Consider the following 18,545-nt stretch of genomic DNA (forward strand, 5'->3'; position numbering starts at 1 on the left):
GTTTCAAGCTTAGGCCGGCTGCAACCTCAACAGAATGATGATTTTGACGGCGAACTGACTACAGCGAACTGACTATAGAAATCACGCGCTCTGACGCCTGAACACCTAAGGTTGATAGACTATAAGGCTGTGACTCCTACGGCAACCATCGAAACCGAAGCCCCCGCAGTCGCTCGCCCCAAGGTGGGCTTCGTCTCCCTTGGCTGCCCCAAAAATCTCGTCGACTCCGAGGTGATGATGGGCCTGCTCCACCACAACGGGGCCGAGCTCACGCCCCGCGCCGAAGACGCCGAGATCATCGTCATCAACACCTGCAGCTTCATCGACTCGGCCAAGCAGGAGTCGGTGAACACCATCCTCGAGATGGTCCAGCACAAACGTCAGTTCGGCGGCAAGGCCCAGCGCATCGTCGTCGCCGGCTGCCTCGTCGAGCGCTATCGCGACGAGATTCGGAAGAATATCCCCGAAGTGGACGCAGTCGTCGGCACCGGCGAGCTCGAAGCCATCCTCGCCGCAGCGGGACTCACGCCCAGCGGCCACGCGAACAATAACTCTCCCTTCAACATTCTCCCGCAGGGCACACCCGAAGCGACTATCCACACCCACGCCATCAGCATGTCCCAGACCGACGGCGAAGTCGCGCAACTGGAATCGAACAGCATGCAGCAGGCTGGACAAAATCTGATCGATCGCGCCCCCAGCGCCGTCTCGCAACACTCGCGCCCCCTCGCCGACCCCGAACACGACCGCGAGATCGCGCCGCAGCTTCGCATCGTGCAATCTCTCGCCGAGACCGGAACCACGCACGGCGACGAACCACTGAACCACGCCGGCGACCACATCGCGCACCTGCCTGTTGGCATCGACGCAGGCAACACCTCACGCCCCGAAGGCGACCTCCGCCAGCAGCAGGGCCGCTTCTCCCGCGAGTCGTGGGACGGAGCCACCGCCGCACTGCCCGAGTATCTCTATAACGACGCCACCCCGCGCATCCTCACCACTCCGCGCGCCTCAGCCTACATCAAGATCGCCGAGGGCTGCGATCATCCCTGCAGCTTCTGCATCATCCCGCAGCTTCGCGGCAAGTTCCGTTCGCGCCGCATGTCGTCGATCATCGCCGAGGCCGAAAACCTCATCAAGCAGGGCGTCCGCGAGATCACTCTCATCGGCCAGGACACCACCTGCTATGGCGAAGACTTAGGATTCACCGAGGGTCTGTCTGAACTTTTAGCCGCACTCGCCGTGCTCCCCGGCCTGCGCTGGCTGCGCTTCCTCTACACTTATCCGAACAAGGTCACCACGCGCCTGCTCGAGACGATGGCGAAGCACGACACCATCTCCAAGTACCTCGACGTCCCTCTGCAGCACGCCAGCGCCAGCGTCCTCAAGACCATGAAGCGCGGCGGCAACGCGCAGATCTTCCTCGACCTCATCGCCAAGGCCCGCCGCATCGTCCCCGGCATTGTTATCCGGACCAGCTTCATCGTGGGCTTCCCCGGCGAAACCGAGGCTGACTATAAAGAGCTCGAAGCCTTCATCACCGCCGCAAAGATCGACTGGCTCGGCGTCTTCACCTACTCGGACGAAGAGGGCGCGAAGGCTTTTGACCTTCCCGATGAAACAAAGGTCCCCAACCGCACCATCCAGGCGCGCCGTCGCAAGCTGATGAAGCTCCAGCAGAAGATCAGCACCAAATCCAAAGCCGAATGGGTAGGCCGCGAGATCGACCTCCTCGTCGAAGGCGAGTCCGAAGAGACCGAACTCCTCTGGGAGGGCCGCACCTCGCTCCACGCCCCCGAGATCGACGGCAAGGTCTTCATCAACGACTTCGGCCCCCACGAAACCCTCGTCCCCGGCACCTTCTACCGCGCCGAGATCACCGAGTCCCACGACTACGACGTCGTCGCCCGCATCCTCGAATAAGAGCGCGCAACTACCGCGAAGATGCGACAACCTCCAGCAGCAGATTGTCTCCATCCCGCATCCCAAGCCTCTTGGCGATTCTGTTCAACGTTATCGTCCCTCCGGACGAGCTCAACGAAGTGCCGGTCTCAAAGCCGTAGAGTCCCGAAGCCGTCGTCGAAAAGACCCCCATCGCTCGCGGCGCAGAAGAACCCGCAGGCAGGCTGTAGACGCCGTAGTAATCTGCTCGTCCAACCGTGCGGAGTCCGCTGCCAACCACGGGACCAACCCAGCCCGAGCGGACCACCTGATCGCCACCCACCTGCGCCGTAGTCCAACTCGCCTCACTCGAATTCCCACGGTCCGAGCCACCCTGCACCGGCAGGAACGTGTCGCCCACCTGCACGAAGTTTGCCATCGCGATCGCTTTGATCATCACGGCGACGGTCTGCTTGTGATAACGCAAGCTGGTGAACTCAATCGACAGAACCGAGGGCGAGGCTGTCGTTCCATCTCCCGCCACCGATGCGACAACCTTACCCTCCAACTCGGCCCCGCGATCAAGGTAGGTCCCCTCCGTCACCGGAACTCGCTGTGTCGTCTTCGCAATCACCGCCGATCCAACGCGCGTTCTTCCGGCACGCAACGATCGCCCCAGCCGCACCGGCAACGTTACCCCAACAGGCAAAGGCTCCAGATTCGTGACCGATACACTACGCTGCGTAATCCCTGAAGCTCTCGCATCGCTTGAAGCACTCGAAGACGCGCCGAAAAACAGCAGAGATGCCACGAGGAGGCCGCCTGACCAACCTGCAGATAAACGCATACAGTAAGAGATCGCTCTCGGCATCTTCCGCCCTCCACCCTCTGAAACTTTAGATGCTCCCTTCGACACCGCTCCGAGGAGTTAAAATAGAGATGTCATGTCGAACAAATCTCCCGCTGCAAAGCTAAAGACCCTCCGCTGCCCCACCTGCCGCAACATCGTCCTTGCCGCCGGCGAAGACTTCCCCTTCTGCTCGGACCGCTGCCGCCGCATCGATCTGGGCAAATGGGCCAGCGGCGACTACAAGATCTCCACGCCCATCCAGGATCCCGATCTCCTCGAAGAGCTCGCTCGCTCCAACAAGCACAAGCGCCAGAACGACGACGACGTGAACTAGTGGCGAACTCCAACATCCAGACCCATCCGCCCTCCGAAAAAAAGACCCTCTGGGCGTGGGCCATCGGCACCTTCTTCGGAGCAGGCCTGCTGAAGCCCGGCCCCGGCACCTACGGCAGCATCTCCGCCGTACTGCTCTGGTACGCCGCCGCTCACACCCTCCACCCAGCTCCAGTCGCCTTCGCGATCGGCACGACCATCGCCGCGATCCTCGCCACGCTCATCGGCATCCCTGCGGCCACCATCGTCGCCCACGAGTCCGGCCGCGAAGATCCCGGCCACGTCGTCATCGACGAGGTCGCCGGCCAGCTCATCGCCCTCATCGCCATCCCCGCTGACTGGCGACACGCCGCGCTCTCGCTCCTGCTCTTCCGATTCTTCGACATCCTCAAGCCCCCGCCGATCCGCCAGCTCGAGCGCCTCCCCGGCGGCACCGGCATCATGCTTGACGACGTAGGCGCCGGCCTCTTCGCTCTCGCCATCGCACAACTCATCCACCTTTACTTCTAGAAATCCTGTCCTGCCGGACGAGCGCCCTGCGCGGGCAGCGGTCACTTCGTGACGCGCGTGTACCGGTCCAGGCAGCGCCAGCGACATAGCTCCTCCCGCTGGTCGGAATCAGCCTATGCCCGACCAACGGGAGGACCAGCATCGTTCCCTACCCAAGACAAGGTATACAAGTCACGAAGTGACCGCCCCACGCGTAGTGGGCCCGTCCGGCAGGACATATCTTCCGTCGCATTTGCACTCCCATCCACGCCGGTCTACGCTAAAACAGCCATGAACACACTTCGATCGCTCCTGACCCCCGACAAGCCCGACGCACCCGCACCGCATCTGGACCGCGTCAAGCCCCTCGCGGCCATGCCCGGCGGAGAGATCGAGGTTCACGGCACCCACCTCGAACCTCGCGACACCCTCGTCGCCCGAGCAACCATCGGTGACATCTCCGCTCCACTCCTGCTAAGCCGGCCCACCCGCGCCACCATCCGCGTCCCCGAGGGAACCATCACCGGCGACCTGATCCTGCATCGCAGCGGCCAGTCCAGCAACCCGCTGCCAGTGCGCGTCGCCGTGCCCATGGCGGAAAATCTCCACCCCGTCGCCAACCCCGCGGTCGATGCCGACGGCAACGTCTACGCCACCGTCTCCGGCTCGCGCGGCCAGGCCGTCCCGGTGTCAATCTTCCAGATTCAGCGCGACTTCCAGATTCGCCCCTTCGTCCGCGACCTTATGAACGCCACCGGCCTCGCCTTCGGTCCCGACGGGTACCTCTACGCCAGCTCCCGCGCCGAAGGCACCGTCTATCGCATCTCCCCCGAAGGCGCCATGTCCACCTACGCCGAAGGCATGGGCATCGCCACCGGCATCGCCTTCGACCGCGACGGCAACCTCTTCGTCGGCGACCGCTCCGGCACCATCTTCAAGATCAGCCGCGCCAACCTCGACGGCACCAGCGGTGAGACCTTCGTCTACGCCACGCTCGAGCCCAGCATCGCCGCCTACCATCTCGCCTTCAACGACGCCGGAACCCTCTTCGTCACTGGACCCACCACCTCATCCAACCAGGTCATCCACGCCATCGACCGCGACGGCAACGCCACCATCTTCTACCAGGGCCTCGGACGCGCCCAGGGCATGGCGGTCGACGTCGACGACAACCTCTACGTCGCCGCCAGCCTCCACGGTCAGCGCGGCATCATCCGCATCGACCGCCATCACCAGGCCACCCTTGTCGTCTCCGGCAGCAATCTCGTAGGTCTTGCCTTCCTCGAGGACGGGAACGCCACCCTCGCCACTCGCGACGCTCTCTATCACGTAGCCATGGACGTCGAAGGTCGCAAGCTCATCTAGCCTGTCATGTGGCCGTTCCGCGCTGCAGGCATCTTCCCTTGGTAGTGTGGTGCGGCTGCCTCCTCAATCCTGTCGCCAGATCGACCCCGTACCGGTAGAATCGAAGAGTAACCAGGAGTCCTCTACTCTGGATCGCATCTGGATGTGCAGCGCACGCGTGAGGAAAATACTTTGGAATCCCGGCTTTACAACAGGCTCCTGTTTAGGCTTCTCGCTCTACCCGTTGCAGCACTTGCCGTTCTCGCTCTAATCCTTGGGTACGGCCTGCAGCGTGTCGAAGAAAGCGCAAGCGCTATCGACCGCGCCGACGTGGTCATTCTCCACGGTAATCGGCTCACCAGGTTAATCCTCGACGAAGAGACTGGCCTGCGAGGATTTCTCCTTACCCGCAATCCCGTTTTCCTCGAACCGTTACACTCCGCTGACCTGCAGATCGAGCCCGAGTTCGACACTCTCTTCTCGCTGGTCAAGCGTCCCGATCAAGTCGCCCGTCTGCAACGTCTTCAGGCCGAGCACAAGCAGTGGGAGCTCACCGCCTACCACGAGATCGACTCCTTCCCGAAAGATCCAGTCACCCTCGAGCAGGATCTCCTCCAGCGCAAGCAGGATATGGATCATCTACGCGCCCAGATGGATGAGTTCCTCAATATCGTCATCGAGCGCCGCGCCGTCCGTTCCGCCGAAAATATCCTCGTCAATCGAAACGCCAGGATCATCCTTGTCCTCACTGCCGCACTCATCGCTGGCCTTCTCGCGTGGGAGACGCGAAGAATCTTCCGGCTGCTCACAACCGCCTACACCCAGCAGATCAGAGAGATCAAACAACGCGCCGACGAATCCTACGCACGCGAGCAATGGCTGAACACCACCATCCGCAGCATTGGAGACGCCGTCATCGCCTGCGACACCGAGGGCAACATCGTCTTTATGAACCTCGTCGCGGAACGGCTCACCGGCTGGAAGGAAGAAGAGTCCCACGGCATCTCGCTGCACACCGTCTTTCCCATCTTCAACGAAGACACCCGTGCCACGGTCGAAAATCCAGTCGATAAGGTGCGTCGCCTCGGCACTGTCGTCGGCTTGGCCAACCATACCTACCTGGTCTCCAAAGATGGCTCCGAGATCTGCATCGATGACAGTGGAGCGCCAATTCGCGACAGCTCCGGGAACATGATCGGGATCGTGCTCGTCTTCCGCGACATAACCGACCGGCGCATGTCCGAGGGCGCGCTCATGCGTGCCGAAAAGCTCGCCGCCGCCGGCCGTCTCGCCGCCTCGGTGGCACACGAGGTCAACAATCCGCTCGAAGGCCTCACCAACCTCGTCTACATCGCCCGCCGCTCCGACGAACTCGACGAGATCCGCCACCTCCTCTCGCAGGCAGAGAGCGAACTCGCCCGCATCGCCCACATCACCCGCCAGTCTCTCGGCTTCTATCGCGAGACCACTCTCGCCGCGCACTTCAAGCCCGCCACCATCATCCACGAAGTTTGTGACTTCTATCAGACCCGTGCCGCAACTCTTGGGGTAACTCTTCTTGTCAACACCACCACCGAGCGCGAGGTCCTTGGCACTGCCGGAGAGCTTCGCCAGATCCTCTCCAACCTCCTCGCCAACGGCCTCGATGCATGCTCCAAGGGAGACACCATTCGCCTGGAAGCCAACGCGGCCACCGATCCGCGGAACTCCACCCGCCCGGGCGTCCGCATCACCGTCGCAGACACGGGACAAGGCATTCTCCCCGAACATCTCAACAGCGTCTTCGAACCCTTCTTCACCACAAAAAAAGACACCGGTACCGGACTTGGCCTGTGGGTCTCGCGCGAACTCGTTGAAAAACACGGCGGCAGCCTGCGCGTCCGTTCGCGCACCCTCACCCCAGGTTGCGGCACCGTCTTTTCCATCTTCCTGCCCGTCCAGGGAGGGCGACACCCAGCCGCCGAACTTGACGGACATCAGCCACAGAACCTCGCCGTTAACTAAAGCGAAATTGACGATGACGCAGGTCATCTTGTAGCCGATACAGATGTCCCGTGTATCGACTCTACATAGAGAGTCTTCAGACGGATCATCCTACTCAACAGGAATCCACTCGACCAACTCTGTAAATTGCACGCTGCGTCAGGCCCCTGTGCGTCATCTAAGGCATAGGGAGAGTCACCTCATGTCGACCAACACCAACCACGCCTCATCCGCCGGCACCGCAGTCGCCGCCTCTGCCGTCTTCGATATCCAGAAGATCGCCGCCAGCTTTCCAGACCACGCCGACACCATGCTGATCGACACCCGTCTCACCGACGAGCCTCACGCCAGCTCCCGCGTCTTTCGCGTCTACCGTCCAGTCGCGGCGCACTATCACGCCACCTGCGACGAATATCTCTCCGTCCTCTCCGGCCGCGCAAAGTTTTTCCTCGGCGAAGCCCCGCCCTTCGAAGCCGGTCCCGGCCAGCTCATCTTCTTCAAACAGAGCACGGTCCACGGCATCCCAGAGATCCTTGAAGAGCCCTTCGTCGTCCTTGCCGTCGACACCCCTCGCCGCGATCCCAGCGACGTTCACCTCGTAGACCCCGCCGACGGAACACCCGAAAGCTTCATCCAAAGCAAGCGCCTGTATTGAATCTCCACAAAACTCCCGCGCAAGCCCTATCATCATTCACAGAGCCACACGCAAGGCCTGGAAAGCCCATCACCCCACATGATCGCTGAAATCATCGCTGTCGGCTCCGAGATGCTCACGCCCCATCGGCAGGACACCAACTCCCTCTACCTTACCGACGGCCTCAACGATGTCGGCGTCCAGGTCGCATTCAAGACCATCGTCGGCGACAATCTCTCCCACCTCACCAGCGCCGCCTCAATCGCCATCGCGCGCGCCGACATCGTCCTCTTCTCCGGCGGCCTCGGCCCCACCGAAGACGATCTCACCCGCGAAGCCGTCGCCGCCGCGCTTAACCTCACGCTGCGCTCCGACCCCGCGATCCTCGTCCAGCTTCACAAGCGCTTCGCCGCGCGCCAGATGGTCATGCCGCCCAACAACGTCAAACAGGCCGACGTGCTCGACGGCGCCATCATTCTCGAAAACCCTACCGGCAGCGCCCCCGGCCAGTTCCTCGACATCGCCGTCCTCGATGCCAGCGGCCAGCCCATTCGCAAGATCGTTATCCTCCTCCCCGGCCCGCCCCGGGAGCTAAAGCCTCTCTTCGACACCGAGGTCAAACCCCGCCTCGCCGCCGATCTTCCCCCGCGCCACCTCGCCAAGCGTCTCCTTCGCATGGCCCTCATCCCCGAGTCGCACGTCGACGCAAGAACCGCCCCCATCTACCAGCAGTACTCCGACGTCGAGACCACCATCCTCGCCGGCTCCGCCGAGATCCAGCTCCACTTCCTCTGCGCCAAACCCACCCTCGCCGAAGCCCAGCGCCGCGTTGACGAGCTCGTCGAAAAGATCGAAGCCGAGATGGAAGACTCCATCTTCTCCTCCCACGGCGAATCCCTCGAAGAGGTCGTACTCCTCAACCTCGGCCTCCGTGACCTCACCCTCGCCACCGCCGAGAGCTGCACCGGCGGCCTCCTCGCGCAGCGTCTCACCGCCATCGCCGGCAGCTCGCGTTACTTCCTCGGCGGCGCAGTCGTCTACAGCGACGCCCTCAAAACCACCTTCGCCGGCGTTCCCTCCGAACTCGTCGCCACCAAGGGCCCAGTCTCCCCCGAAGTCGCACGCGCCCTCGCCGAAGGCATCCGCTCGCGCACGGGAGCCTCGCTCGGCGTCTCGATCACCTGCATCGCAGGCCCGGGCCCCGGAGCACCCGGCCCCGACGCCGACAAACCCATCGGCCTCGTCTACATCGCACTCGCCAGCGCCCAAACCACCCAGGTCAAAGAGCTCAACCTCCGCGGCGACCGCGAGATGATCCGCTGGTGGGCCAGCCAGCATGCCCTCGAACTGATCCGCCACCACATCCTCTAGCCGCACGCCGCAATCCGCCAGCGGCACTCACACGCCGACCGTAAGACCATCCTCATACGCACTTGCTAAACTCATTCGGACGACATGAACCCCTGGCTCCTCTCCATTCCGCTCGCCTACCTCCTTGGGTCCATCCCCTTCGGCTATCTGCTCGTAAAGATCTTTCGCCACGAAGACATCCGCGCCACCGGCAGCGGTAACATCGGGGCCACCAACGTAGCCCGCAGCGGAGCCAAAGGCCTCGGCATCGCCACGCTCCTGCTCGACGTCGGCAAATCCTTCCTCGCCGTAAAGATCGCCCTGCATCTCGCACCCGGAAACTACGACCTCGCCGTCATCACCGCCGTCGCCGCCATCGTGGGACACGTCTTCCCCATCTGGCTCGGCTTCCGCGGCGGCAAAGGCGTCGCCAGCGCGCTCGGCGTCATGCTCGCCCTTAGTCTGGCCGCAGCCGCATGCACCTTCGGCATCTTTCTCGTCATCTTTCTCCTCACCCGCTACGTCTCCCTCGCTTCCATGATCGGCTCCGCCACCTTCCCGCTCTTCGGCCTCTACTTTCTGCCGCAACGAACTCCCCTGGTCATCGCCGGCCTCATCTTCATTCCACTTCTGGTCACCGTCAAACACCACGAAAACATCCGCCGCCTCCTGGCAGGCACGGAGAGCCGCTTCGGCAAGAAAAAGGCGGTTGCATGAGCCGAATCGCCGTCCTGGGTGCTGGTGCCTGGGGCACCGCCCTCGCTCTCTCCCTCGCCCGTCGCGGAGGTCACGAGCTCTTCCTCTGGTCGCACTCCCCCGCCCTCGCCGACCAGCTCAGCGAAGCCGGCGAGAATCTGCGCTACCTCCCAGGCTTCACCCTGCCCGTAGACATTCACGTCACCTCCGACCTCCCACGCGCTATCTTCGAGGCCGACATTCTCCTCTGTGTCACCCCCTCGCAACATCTGCGCGGAGTCCTCACCCACATCGCCCCCCTGCTCACCCGCGGCCAGATCATCCTCAGCGCCAGCAAAGGCATCGAGGAGACCAGCTTCCTCCGCATGTCGCAGGTCGTCGCCTCGGTCACTTCCGCCACGCGCAATCCCTTCGCCGTTCTCAGCGGCCCCTCCTTCGCGCAGGAGGTCGCAGCCGGCATGCCCACCGCAGTCGTCGTCGCCTCCGAAGTCCCGCAGGTCGCCCAGACCATCCAGCGCGACTTCACCTCGCCCAGCCTGCGCGTCTACACCAACGAGGACGTCCCCGGCGTCGAACTCGGCGGCTCGCTCAAAAACGTCATCGCCCTCGCCGCCGGCGTCGCCAACGGCCTCAACCTCGGCCACAACTCCTCCGCCGCCCTCATCACCCGCGGCATCGCCGAGATGACCCGACTCGCCGTAGCCTGCGGTGGCCGCCGTCAAACCCTCGCAGGCCTCTCCGGCGCAGGCGACCTCATCCTTACCTGCACCGGCTCTCTCTCGCGCAACCGCGCCGTCGGCATCGAACTTGGCCGTGGCCGCCAGCTTCCGGACATCATCGCCGGCCTCAACGGCAAGGTAGCCGAAGGCGTTCGCAGCACCGCCGCCGCCCTTGGTCTGGCCGCACGCTATGCCGTCGAGATGCCCATTACCCAGCAGGTCGACGCCATCCTCCATCACAACAAGAGCCCCAAAGAGGCCATCCGCGAACTCATGGCCCGCCCAGGCCGCGACGAATAGCCTTATTCCCTTCCGACTAAAGGGAGGACCGAAGAAGCCAATAAGCCAAGACAAGGTATACAAGTCACGAAGTGACCGCGCGCCGCGCAGGCGGCCCGTCCGGCAGGACGCCAGCCCTATCTTCCCCCGCAGTTGGCACACAGGCTGTTTTACGCCTAAGCTGGTACGCATGCACGAGCACGAACACGAGCACGGTCACATCCCTCCCCCCGACCTTCCCCGGCACAAGACCTACATGGGATTCCGTCCGCACATCTTCATCGGCGGCCTCGTCCTCATTGCAATCCTCTTCCTCTATCTCCTCCTGCTCGTGCGCCCGTCGGTCTGGCCGTCTCACGCCGCTCCGGCATCTACCTCCGCACCGAACTAAACCTCTACCCGGCCAAATCGAATCGCCTCCCAGCGTGCAAATCCAGCGGCTGACTCAAGCATCCAATGGCTCATGAGCAAGCCAACCCCATCCAACAGCGATCCCACTCCAGAGAAGCGCGAGAGCGACTCCTCATTCCTTCCAGTCGTCGTAGCCTTCGCAGTTGCGATCCTGGTCATCATGGTCGCCGCCATCATCTTCATCAAGACACGGCAGACCAAAGCGATTCCTAACCCCAAAGAACCTCACCCTACTTCACAGATCATGCCGGCCAGTCCATCTTTCAGCCCGGCTGACAAGATCCAACTAAGCTAAGCTCGATTGATCCTTAGTCTTAATGCTTAACCTCTTGGAGAAGCAAGATGAAGATTCTCGTTGTCGGCGCTGGTGCAGTTGGCGGTTACTTCGGAGCGCGTCTCGCGCAGGCAGGCCGCGACGTCACCTTTCTTGTCAGACCCGCTAGAGCAGAGCAACTTCAAAAAGACGGTCTTCGCATCCTAAGCCCGCACGGCGACGCCACCCTTAAGCCGAAGACCATCACCACCAGCGAGATCACCACTCCCTACGACCTCATCTTTCTCAGCGTAAAAGCCCAGGCACTCGATCAGGCGATCAAAGACTTGACACCCGCCGTCGGGCCGGACACGATGATCTATCCCGTGCTCAACGGCATGCGCCACATGGAGACGCTAAGCCAAGTCTTCGGCGAGCAAAAAGTTTTAGGCGGTGTCTGCATGGTCTCGACCGAACTCGACGATCAAAACCGCATCGTCCAGATGACGCCCATGCAAAAGCTCATCTATGGCGAACGCAACGGCGAATGCGAGCGCAGCGGGGAAATCACCCCGCGCATTCGCGCACTCGACGAAGCACTCCGCGACGCAAGCTTCGACACCGAACTCTCCGCCACCATCACCCAGGCCATGTGGCATAAGTGGGTCATGATCGCCTCCCTGGGCCTCGTCACCTGCCTCCTCGGCGGCCCTATCGGGGAGGTAAACTCCGTGCCCGACGGCGAACAGACCGCGCTCCAGGCCGTCGACGAGTGCGTCGCCATCGGCAAAGCCTGTGGCTTCCCCTACCCACCGCCCCTGCACGAATGGCTTCGCAAACAAGCCACCGCCAAAGACTCGAAGCTCACCTCATCTCTGTATCGCGATCTGCAAAAAGGCGCTCCCATCGAGGTCGACACAATCCTCGGCGACCTGCTCGACCAGGGCCACGCCCATCACCTCGAAACGCCTCTGCTCCAGGCCTGCTGCGTTCGCCTCCGCGTCTACCAGAACAACCTCAAGTCAGGACAGCCATAACATTCGCGCGCAACCGCACGATCACCGCTTTTAGCTCAATCAAATGCCAACTCCTCGATCCGCGGTGGGCGCTGATCAAAGTCGCTATATCGAATCCATCGCGGACGAACGACAAAGTAAACCAGCCCCGCCCAGTCCTGACGACTCACCCCATCCGGCCACGCGGAGAAGTAGACACGCTTGTACCGCGTCAACTCCTCGCCCACCGGCAGAGACGCCTCGCCTTCCAACTGCACCGTCTTCTCTCCCTCCCATCCCACCACCACACTGGCCTTCGGATTGGAAATAAGGTTCCGGTATTTGCGAGTGGTGTTGAGAGTATCGAAGACAATCTCAAGATCTTCCGTCACCGCAATCCCGACAAGGGCAGACTGCGGCACACCGTCGCCCGAGATGCTTCCGACCACAGCAAGCTTATGACCCGCAAGGAACTCGTAAAGCTCCGCCTTCGTCATATTCGTCCATAACTAACAACGATTCCCGTCATCAACGATAAGCCCGTCACCACGAAAGTCAACGATCGAAAACCCCGTTCAGCTTAACCGCCCCATCCCACTCGCTATTCCGTCCCCTCTAAAGTCGTCATCCAGAACGTAGTGACGGATCCCCGTATTTCAAATTTTCATATGGCCAGCTGCAAGGTTGGCCTGCTTTGGTCTTGCGCTAACGAGCGTTGAACACTGGCTAGTCGAGCCTCTCCCTCAACATTGCTAAACTAGCAGTAGCATGGCTTTTTCCATCTTCGGCAAACGCGACAAATCCGACCAGCAACCCGACCAGCCCACCGCAGTAGCTCCAGAGCCGCAGGAGCCGAAGCGCGGACTCTTCGACCGGATGAAGCAGGCGGTCACCCGCACCCGCGAGTCCTTCTCAGAGTCCATAAGCTCCGTCATCGCCCTCACCCGTGAGGTCGACGAGACCACCCTGGTCAACCTCGAGCCTCTCCTGCTCGCCGCCGACCTCGGCGCCCCCACCACCGCCCTCGTCATGGAGAACCTCCGGCAGCGCGCCCTCCGCGTCGGCATCCAGGGCGGCGACGACCTCAAGCGTCTCCTCAAAGCCGAGCTCAAGCAGATCCTCGACAACGTAGCCCGCCCCATCACCCACCCCCCCACGCCGCCCGAGGTCATCATGATGGTCGGGGTCAACGGCACCGGCAAGACCACCACCACCGGCAAGCTTGCCGCACACTTCACTGCGCAGGGCCGCACCGTCCTGCTCTGCGCCGCCGACACCTTCCGTGCCGCCGCGATTGAACAATTAGAGGTCTGGGCCCAGCGCTCCGACGTTCAGATCATTAAGACCAAGCAGGGCGGCGACCCCTCAGCCGCCCTCTACGACGCCTGCACCGCCGCCAAAGCCCGCAATACGCAGATCCTCATCGTCGACACCGCCGGCCGCCTCCACACCAAGACCGACCTGATGAAAGAGCTCGACAAGATGCGTCGGACAGCAGAGAAGTTGATCCCCGGCGCCCCACACCAGACCCTCCTCGTCATGGACGCGACGACAGGTCAAAATGGGTTGACGCAAGCCCGCCTTTTCACCGAAGCCGCCCACGTTACCGGCATCGTCCTCACCAAGCTCGACGGCACAGCCAAAGGTGGCATCGTCCTGGCTATCGCAACAGAGCTGAAACTCCCAGTCATCTACGCGGGCATCGGCGAAAAGCTCGAAGACATCATCCCCTTTGACAGCGCCAGCTTCATCGACTCCCTACTCGACTGAAGCAGTCCCTCCGAGCATCGCGAGGACCGAAACCATTCCCGAGTCAAGACAAGGTACACAAGTCACGAAGTGACCGCCCCACGCGCAGTGGGCCCGTCCGGCAGGACAGGCCCCTCGCATCTTTCTACTTCTCCGCAGTCAGCTTCAAATCACGCGACGACGAGCCAACCCGCACCCGCCGCGCATCCGACCGCACCCACTTCTTCTCCGCCACCGACCAGTACTCGAGCGCACGCGGCGACACATGCATCGTCACATCCTTGCTCTCACCCGACGCCAGCGTCACGCGATCAAACGCCGCCAGCGTCTTAGGCGCAAACTGAACACCATCAGGCTGCTGCTCCGGAGCATCCAGATACACCTGCGGCACCTCATCTCCCGCCACGCTACCCGTATTCTTCACCCGAACCGAAACATCCAACCCGTGATCCGAAGCCTTCGCGACCTTCAAATCCGAGTACGCAAAGCTCGTATACGAGAGACCGAACCCAAACGGAAACAGCGGCTCAATCTTCTCTTTATCAAACCACCGGTACCCCACATCCACGCCCTCGGAGTAAGTCGTCTTCCCATCCACACCCTTGGCCGACCGCTCCGGATGCGCCGGATCATTCGCCGCATAGTCGGTCAGCTGCTTCGCCCAGGTAAACGGCAGCCGCCCAGCCGGACTCACCTTCCCCAGCAGAACATCCGCCGTAGCCCATCCGCCTTCATCGCCCGGCCACCACATCTGCAGCACGCCCTTCACCTTGCCAAGCCACGGCATCGCGACAGGCTGGCTCACATTCATCACCACGATCGTGTTCGGATTCACCGCAGCAATCTCATCCACGAGCTTGTCCTGCTCCCCTGGCAACGCGAAGTCCGGCTTCCCTCGCGTCCACACAAACACCACAGCCGTATGCGCCTTCTTCGCCGTTTCGATGGCCGCCTTGTGGTTGCTCTCCCGCAGCTCCGGCGTCGTCCAGTTCAACCGAATCTGCTCCGGCGCATTCGAAGTATCGCCGCTCGCTATCACCGTAATCGAGTGCGGCCCAGCAGTCAGCTGCACCGCCCGCCGAACGTTATCCAGCCCATCGGTCGTCGGGAACCCGTTGTCCTGGGTCGCGTACTGCACATCGCCGTGCACCGTTCCCTTGGCAGCGCCCGTCTGTCCCACACGCTTGCCGTCGATCATCAGCTTTCCGCGCGCACCCAGCACCTGCAGGTACATCCAGTACTCACCCGTTGCGGGCACCGTCAGCGTTCCCTTCCAGCTCACCGTCTCATTCGCAGGCAGCGTCCTGCCGTTGCTATGTGTAAAGTCCAACTGCGCGTCTACTACGGTGCTTCCTCTGGCCTCCGTACGCAGCAGTCCCGGCTTGCCATCATGCGACAGCATCGACGCAGGCACCGTAACCCCAGTCATATCGTCGTCCACCGCATACGTAATGTTGGCCTCCGGAAAGCCCTTCTTCAGAGCTACCATCGGGCTAATCTGCCGCTCCGTCAACCCGGGGCTTCGCTCGCCGAACGTACCAATCGCCGCAACCTGCCCGGCACCCGGCCCAATCAACGCCAGCGACTGCAAATCATCGGAGCCCAACGGCAGCGCATGCTCATTCTTCAACAGCACCGCAGCATCTTCCGCCGTCTTGCGAATCACCGCAGCATTCTCTTCAACAGCCTGCGTCGTCACCGTATGCTTTTGCTTGCCATCCAGATAGCCGAACCGATCGATCTCATACAACACACGCCGCGCAGCCGCCGTAATCGTGGCCTCGGTCACCGTGCCATTCTTCAGCGCCTCCCGCATCGTCGTCTTGTCGTTATCGCGCGGGAAACCACCCAGGTCCAGCCCATTCGCCTTTGGCTCCTCAGGAATAGGACCGCCAAGAATCCCAGCCAGCGCATCCGGGTCGAGAGGCTTCACCGGCGTATTATCAGGCGGAGCCGTCACAAAATAGTTATTGATGAACGCCTTGAACGGACTGTCGTCCGCCGCCGCGCCGGGCATCTCCATATCCAGCCCCTCGTTCAGAAACAGAACGCTATGCACGCCGCCCCAGTCCGAGGTCACAAACCCCTTGAAGCCCATCTCATCCTTCAGGATCGTCTTCAACGTATCGCTGTTCCCGCACGCAAACGGCCCATTGATGCGGTTGTACGAGCACATCACCGACGACACCCCAGCCCCGATCGCATCCACGAACGGTGCCGCATACACCTCATGCAGCGTCTGTTGGTCGATAAAGATGTTGTACCCATTCGAGTCGTACCCCACATAGTGCTTCGCCATCGCCATCACACCCTGCGCCTGCGCCCCGCGAACCTCCGCCGCGCCCATCGCGCCACTTAGCATCGGATCTTCGCCAAACGTGTTGTACGCGCGCGCAAACGTAATGTCGCGATCGATATTGATAAACGGCTGCAGCACCACATCGATGCCCAGCGACCGCGCCTCGCGCCCAATCACCGCGCCATTGGCCTCCGCATCCTTCGCACTAAAGGTCGCAGCAACGCCCATCGTCGCCGTCTCGGCCTGCCCCGCCACCCGCGACAACACGCCCGGCGGCCCATCGGCCATCCGCAGCGAAGGAACATGCAGCCGCGGAACTCCCGGCAGATACCCCGCCTGCCCCTGATAAACAGTGGGGTCCTCGAGCCCACCGCGAATCAGGTTCATCTTCTCTTCCAGCGTCATCTGCTTCAGCAGCCGGTCCACCCTGGCCTCATCCGCCTTCTCCGCCGGAACCGCCTGCGCCCACGAGGCAACAGACACAACGCTCAATGCACCCAGACAAAAAGCGACTGCAAGATACTTGCTCTTCTTCAAAGCCATAGCCCGATATTCCTTCTCTCTCTGACTGAAACGTGTTCCATTGCCGCTAACAAGAGAGCAAGAAGAAGCTCCCCGCATGCCTGTCTACAATTCAGTTGCTTCATGCCGACCGAACGCCATTCGCGACTCCTCCCGCATACAGCCGAGCTTTCAGCAACAAAGCAAACTGCTTTTTTCAAGTTCGAGGATTGTAGCCGAAACGCCTCCGCAATGGTCTACTTCCAACAAAGCTGGAGGGCTTCTTCTGTTCAAAAAAGATCGAGGTCTACCGTACAGGCAGCTTTTCAAACTGTTGCGTGCCTCCGTACTTGCGAACACCAATATCAACAGAAGGGTCTCTGACGGCTATTGGAACTCCAACAGTCGTCAATGAGTGATTTGACCTGTTAGCACCAACTCGCCTTGCTGGTCCCGTGCCTACGGCGAACGGCCTCAGAAATCACATTCCGCAACCAGTTTCAAGAGCCGAAGAAGCGTCTTGCGCTCCTCTGAGGTCATCTGCCGCCGGACACTCTCTTCTGCGATCTCCCGAGCTTCGATCAGCCGTTCTCGATACTTCCTTCCTTTGGCCGTCAGCTGGACTCGAATTGCTCTGCCCGTTTTTGCCCGGTGCTCCAACACGAGCCCTTCCTGGGCCAGTGACTTGACAGCCCGGTGCACGACGGTGCGGTCGAAGCCCAAAAGCGTGGCGATCTGATTCTGATTCAACGTCGTTCCGCCACGCAATGCTGACAGGATAAAACCGCGTGTCGCCGAGCACTGGGTTTTTCGCTCCAGTCTCTTCCCCACCGAGAAATACGCCGCTGCGAGATGGGCGAGAACCGAGTCTTTCAAAATGTCATCGGGAATCTCTTTCCTCGGGAGGATGCTCATAGGACGGACACCGTTGCATCGAGAGGTCTTCGCCACTGCGGTGGCTCGTTGTGGGCAAGCGATTTCTTCCCGATCGCAATCACCATCACGATCTCATGGTGCCGGCCGGACAAACTCAGATATTGAGAGAGCCTGCGGGTATCAAAGCCCTCCATCGGACAAGTGTTCATTCCCAGCGCTTCGGCAGCGATCATCAGATTCTGGCAAGCCAACGAGGTACTCTTCGTCGCCCATTTGAACAAGTCCTGTCGGGACAGCGGCGGCATCCCGATCACCATCCGCAGATTTAGCAGTCGGAAGAAGGCCCGTTTGATCGCAGCAAACACTCCGAATGGTCCAGGCATGAACAGTATCCGGCCGACTTTTGCTCTGCGCTCATAGGCGTGAATTTTTTCTTCGCTGAAGTTGTTTTTGCGCATCCACTCTAGCTGGCCTTGCGATGTGGCTGACAGCGAGCCGAGGTCTGTAACCGCCACGACCAGGGCGGAGGCGGTTTCCGCGGGTTTCTGTCCAAGGCAAAGTTTCGCCACCAGGGCCTTCTTTGCCGCGGACTGCACCCAATAAAACTTGTAAGGCTGGCTATTGAAGCTTGAGGGAGCATGGCAGGCTGCATTGATAATTTGTTCGCGTAGCTCTTCGGAGATCTCTACGGGTTCAAAGATCCTAACCGCTCGCCTTTGGAAGATCGCGTCCAGGGTCTCGTTCATGGCTCGCTACCTCTTATGTTGCTATAACAACATATCAATGTTGTTATTGCAACATGACCCGTCCGAAGCTGGTTGGAAGCGAGCTGTCAGGTGGCCCCAATCGCCAAATCACTCATCAAGGCAAGATCAGTAACGACAAGTCGGCTTGTCAGAATGG

Annotated in this window: 18 protein-coding genes; 13 read left to right on the forward strand and 5 right to left on the reverse strand. The window is 61.4% G+C overall.

Going from position 1 to position 18,545, the window contains the following annotated elements:
• Nucleotides 1–129 precede the first annotated feature (129 nt).
• The gene (gene rimO / locus RBB75_RS00855; protein ID WP_353070340.1) at nt 130–1,923 is read left to right on the forward strand and encodes a 30S ribosomal protein S12 methylthiotransferase RimO; all 1,794 of its coding nucleotides are present in this window, start codon (nt 130–132) and stop codon (nt 1,921–1,923) included.
• A gap of 10 nt (nt 1,924–1,933) precedes the next feature.
• On the opposite strand, the gene RBB75_RS00860 is transcribed toward rimO, so the two are convergent.
• Complete coding sequence (locus tag RBB75_RS00860) at nt 1,934–2,692, reverse strand: hypothetical protein (protein ID WP_353069229.1); 759 nt, start codon at nt 2,690–2,692, stop codon at nt 1,934–1,936.
• Between the two features lie 133 nt (nt 2,693–2,825).
• Between RBB75_RS00860 and RBB75_RS00865 the strand changes: the two genes are divergently transcribed.
• The 11 genes from RBB75_RS00865 (at nt 2,826) to RBB75_RS00915 (ending at nt 12,259) form a co-directional block, all read left to right on the forward strand.
• Nucleotides 2,826–3,065, forward strand: a complete 240-nt coding sequence (locus RBB75_RS00865; protein WP_353069230.1) for a DNA gyrase inhibitor YacG — start codon at nt 2,826–2,828, stop codon at nt 3,063–3,065.
• On the forward strand, nt 3,065–3,574 hold the full coding sequence (locus RBB75_RS00870) for a phosphatidylglycerophosphatase A family protein (protein WP_353069231.1): 510 nt from the start codon (nt 3,065–3,067) through the stop codon (nt 3,572–3,574). Before RBB75_RS00865 ends, RBB75_RS00870 begins: the two co-directional genes overlap by 1 nt.
• Before the next feature lie 270 nt (nt 3,575–3,844).
• Nucleotides 3,845–4,918: a Vgb family protein gene (locus RBB75_RS00875; protein ID WP_179638626.1), complete on the forward strand. Its 1,074-nt coding sequence runs from the start codon at nt 3,845–3,847 to the stop codon at nt 4,916–4,918.
• A gap of 171 nt (nt 4,919–5,089) precedes the next feature.
• On the forward strand, nt 5,090–6,901 hold the full coding sequence (locus tag RBB75_RS00880) for an ATP-binding protein (protein ID WP_353069232.1): 1,812 nt from the start codon (nt 5,090–5,092) through the stop codon (nt 6,899–6,901).
• A gap of 181 nt (nt 6,902–7,082) precedes the next feature.
• Entirely contained in the window at nt 7,083–7,535 is a 453-nt protein-coding gene (locus tag RBB75_RS00885) for a cupin domain-containing protein (protein ID WP_353069233.1), read from the forward strand.
• Between the two features lie 78 nt (nt 7,536–7,613).
• Nucleotides 7,614–8,885: a competence/damage-inducible protein A gene (locus RBB75_RS00890; protein ID WP_179638629.1), complete on the forward strand. Its 1,272-nt coding sequence runs from the start codon at nt 7,614–7,616 to the stop codon at nt 8,883–8,885.
• A gap of 84 nt (nt 8,886–8,969) precedes the next feature.
• On the forward strand, nt 8,970–9,581 hold the full coding sequence (gene plsY / locus RBB75_RS00895; RefSeq protein ID WP_353069234.1) for a glycerol-3-phosphate 1-O-acyltransferase PlsY: 612 nt from the start codon (nt 8,970–8,972) through the stop codon (nt 9,579–9,581).
• Nucleotides 9,578–10,579 (forward strand): NAD(P)H-dependent glycerol-3-phosphate dehydrogenase, encoded by a 1,002-nt coding sequence (locus tag RBB75_RS00900; protein ID WP_353069235.1) that lies wholly within the window; start codon nt 9,578–9,580, stop codon nt 10,577–10,579. Before plsY ends, RBB75_RS00900 begins: the two co-directional genes overlap by 4 nt.
• Before the next feature lie 169 nt (nt 10,580–10,748).
• The gene (locus RBB75_RS00905) at nt 10,749–10,949 is read left to right on the forward strand and encodes a hypothetical protein (protein WP_353069236.1); all 201 of its coding nucleotides are present in this window, start codon (nt 10,749–10,751) and stop codon (nt 10,947–10,949) included.
• Nucleotides 10,950–11,021: 72 nt separating this feature from the next.
• Nucleotides 11,022–11,264, forward strand: coding sequence for a hypothetical protein (locus RBB75_RS00910; RefSeq protein ID WP_179638633.1), 243 nt, complete (start codon nt 11,022–11,024; stop codon nt 11,262–11,264).
• Nucleotides 11,265–11,311: 47 nt separating this feature from the next.
• On the forward strand, nt 11,312–12,259 hold the full coding sequence (locus RBB75_RS00915; RefSeq protein WP_353069237.1) for a ketopantoate reductase family protein: 948 nt from the start codon (nt 11,312–11,314) through the stop codon (nt 12,257–12,259).
• A 35-nt stretch (nt 12,260–12,294) separates the two neighbouring features.
• Here the strand turns inward: RBB75_RS00915 and RBB75_RS00920 are convergent, their stop codons facing one another.
• On the reverse strand, nt 12,295–12,714 hold the full coding sequence (locus tag RBB75_RS00920) for a pyridoxamine 5'-phosphate oxidase family protein (protein ID WP_353069238.1): 420 nt from the start codon (nt 12,712–12,714) through the stop codon (nt 12,295–12,297).
• Nucleotides 12,715–12,985: 271 nt separating this feature from the next.
• Here RBB75_RS00920 and ftsY point away from each other — a divergent pair, with 271 nt between their 5' ends.
• Nucleotides 12,986–13,987, forward strand: coding sequence for a signal recognition particle-docking protein FtsY (ftsY, locus tag RBB75_RS00925; RefSeq protein WP_353069239.1), 1,002 nt, complete (start codon nt 12,986–12,988; stop codon nt 13,985–13,987).
• A gap of 124 nt (nt 13,988–14,111) precedes the next feature.
• On the opposite strand, the gene RBB75_RS00930 is transcribed toward ftsY, so the two are convergent.
• From RBB75_RS00930 to RBB75_RS00940, 3 genes are all read right to left on the reverse strand, one after another.
• Nucleotides 14,112–16,808 (reverse strand): beta-glucosidase, encoded by a 2,697-nt coding sequence (locus RBB75_RS00930; protein WP_353069240.1) that lies wholly within the window; start codon nt 16,806–16,808, stop codon nt 14,112–14,114.
• A 432-nt stretch (nt 16,809–17,240) separates the two neighbouring features.
• Complete coding sequence (locus RBB75_RS00935) at nt 17,241–17,681, reverse strand: MarR family winged helix-turn-helix transcriptional regulator (RefSeq protein WP_179638640.1); 441 nt, start codon at nt 17,679–17,681, stop codon at nt 17,241–17,243.
• Nucleotides 17,678–18,388, reverse strand: a complete 711-nt coding sequence (locus tag RBB75_RS00940; protein ID WP_179638641.1) for a nitroreductase family protein — start codon at nt 18,386–18,388, stop codon at nt 17,678–17,680. Before RBB75_RS00940 ends, RBB75_RS00935 begins: the two co-directional genes overlap by 4 nt.
• Nucleotides 18,389–18,545 lie beyond the last annotated feature (157 nt).

It is taken from the genome of Tunturibacter empetritectus, from assembly GCF_040358985.1.
Classification (GTDB): Bacteria; Acidobacteriota; Terriglobia; order Terriglobales; family Acidobacteriaceae; genus Edaphobacter; species Edaphobacter empetritectus.